Below are 2566 nucleotides of genomic sequence, written 5' to 3' on the forward strand. Positions count from 1 at the left end.
GTCATGGCGGGGCGGCTCCTCGTCCCCGTCACCGGCGGGCTCGCCGTGACCGACCCGGCGACGGGGAACATCGAACGCACGATTCCCGTCGACCGCGGCAGCTACACCGGGCCGGTCCGGACAACAGTCATGGGCGATGTCGTCGTAGAGCAACGCGGTGACCAGCTCGTAGCGTTGAACTGATCTCGTCAGGCAGCGTCGTTCGGTAAAAAAGTCTGCAGCTCAGCGCCATTCCAGTGCGCGAGCAGGTTCTCGGCCAGAGCTCGATACGCCAAGGCGCCCTTGTTCTTTCGGCCGGACAGGACCGTCACTCCGGACGCGGACGCTTCGGCGAAACGCACTGTCCGCGGAATCGGAGGCGCAAGGACAGGAAGCGAATAACGATCCGACACGTCACCGAGCACGTCGCGACTGTGCGTCGTCCGTGCGTCGAACAGGGTGGGCAGCGCGCCCAGCAGCGTCAGGTCCGGATTGGTGATCTGTTGAACCTCGGACACCGTACGGAGCAGTTGACCGACGCCCCGGTGCGCCAGGGTCTCGCACTGCAGCGGCACGAGCACCGACTGCGCTGCCGTCAGACCGTTGAGCGTGAGAACACCCAGCGACGGCGGACAGTCGATGACAACGATGTCGAAGTCGCCTATCACCGGCGCCAGTGCTCGCTTGAGTGCGTACTCCCGACCGGCGCGCATGAGCAGCAACGCTTCGGCGCCGGCAAGGTCGATGGTCGCCGGTAGCAACTTCAAGCCCTCGTCGGTGTCGACGAGTACGTCTGCCACCGACGCGTCACCCGTGAGTACCTCGTGTACCGAGGAGTCGAGCTTGTCCGGGTTGTGGCCGAGGGAGAACGTCAGACATCCCTGCGGATCGAGATCCACCACGAGAACACGTTGGTCGAGCGCGTGCAGCGCTGCCGCGAGAGAGGCCACCGTGGTGGTCTTCGCGACACCGCCCTTCTGGTTGGCAACCGCCAGTACTGTCGTCACAGCCCTGATCCTTGCGTACTACCGCCCCGGAACGCCAGAGAAGCCGAGTGCGGGCGCGTCGAAAAATAACAACAAGGTGCCCATCCGTACGCGCCCACGACAGTCGGGGTCAGTGCAGGACGACCGGTTTCGCGGCGTCGACGCCGCCGACCGGCGTGATCTTCTTGCGAGGCAGGAAGAACGCCGGAACAAAAGTCAACACGATCAGCACCAACGCAACGGTGAAGGTGGTCCCGAAGGCGCCGGCGGAGATGTCGAGCGCCTCGCCAGGAGAGGTCGCCTGCGCGGCCCCCTTGAGCTGGTTCGTCAAGACCACCGACATCACCGCGGTACCGATGGAGCCCGCGGTCTGCTGAACGATGTTCATCAGGGTCGACCCGCGCGCGACGTTGTGGTCGGTGAGCGTCTGCAGCGCCGCGGTCATGATCGGCATCATCGTCGACCCGAGGCCCATCCCCATCACGAAGAGCGCACCCAGAAGAACGACGTAGGAGGTGTCTGCGCCCACCTGGGTGAACACAGCCATCCCGGCCGTGATGAACACCATGCCGACGAGAACGATCTTCCCCGGCCCCATACGGTCCGCGAGCGCGCCCGCGATGGGCATCGTCAGCATCGCGCCGATTCCCTGTGGTGCGAGCAGGAGACCCGCCGCAAGGGTCGTTTCACCGCGAATCTGCAGGAAGTAGCTGGGGAACAGCAGCCCGGCTCCCATGAACGCAACCGTGAACAACACCGTGGTCAAAACGGCGATGGTCAATGCTCGGTTCTGAAACAGGCGAAGGTCGATCAACGGATGTTCGGTCCGCAACGCGTGGAACACGAACAGGACTATCAGCACTGCACCGACGATGGCGGGCACGAGGACGCGCGTCGCGAACACCGTCTCGGTCTCCGGAATCGACGACACACCGAACAGGAACAACGCGAGCCCCGGCGACAGCATGAGCATGCCCATGAAGTCGAACGACTCGGACGGCGTCGGGTTGTCCTTCGGGAAGATGACGATGGCAGCGATCAAGGCGACGGCACCGATGGGCACGTTGATGAGGAAGATCCAGTGCCAGCTCGCGGTCTCGATCAGCCACCCACCGAGAATCGGTCCGCTGATCGGTCCGAGCAGCATGGGGACGCCCAGTACGGCCATGACGCGCCCGATGCGTTCCGGGCCCGCCGCACGCGTCATGATCGTCATTCCGAGCGGCATCAACATGCCGCCGCCGAGTCCCTGCAGCACCCGGAAGCCGATCAGCGACGTGATGTCCCAGGCGAAACTGCACAGCACCGAGCCGAGAACGAAAAGAACCAGCGCGGTGACGTACAGGCGCTTGGTGCCGAACCTGTCCGCGGCCCATCCCGTCAACGGAATGACCGTGGCGAGCGCGAGCGTGTAGCCGGTCATCGTCCAGGCGGCCGTCGCGTAGGTGGCGTCGAACACCTCCATGAACGTGGGCAGCGCGACGCTGACCACAGTGATATCGAGGATGGACATGATCGCGCCGAGAACCACCACACCCGCGATCTTCAGAACGGTGGAGTCGAGATTGTCCGGCCTCCCGGTCGACGGCATTGGCCCTTGC

Annotated in this window: 2 protein-coding genes and 1 pseudogene; 1 reads left to right on the forward strand and 2 read right to left on the reverse strand. The window is 64.5% G+C overall.

The window, feature by feature from the left end:
* Positions 1-183: pseudogene (locus WBQ44_RS12640) on the forward strand (Rv3212 family protein); the annotation flags it as partial.
* 5 nt (positions 184-188) lie between these two features.
* Here WBQ44_RS12640 and WBQ44_RS12645 read toward each other — a convergent pair.
* On the reverse strand, positions 189-986 hold the full coding sequence (locus WBQ44_RS12645) for a ParA family protein (protein WP_495567033.1): 798 nt from the start codon (positions 984-986) through the stop codon (positions 189-191).
* A gap of 109 nt (positions 987-1095) precedes the next feature.
* Complete coding sequence (locus WBQ44_RS12650) at positions 1096-2556, reverse strand: DHA2 family efflux MFS transporter permease subunit (protein ID WP_495567034.1); 1461 nt, start codon at positions 2554-2556, stop codon at positions 1096-1098.
* Positions 2557-2566: the final 10 nt, after the last annotated feature.

Source organism: Rhodococcus sp. (in: high G+C Gram-positive bacteria) (assembly GCF_049591685.1).
In the GTDB taxonomy this organism is placed as follows: Bacteria; Actinomycetota; Actinomycetes; order Mycobacteriales; family Mycobacteriaceae; genus Rhodococcoides.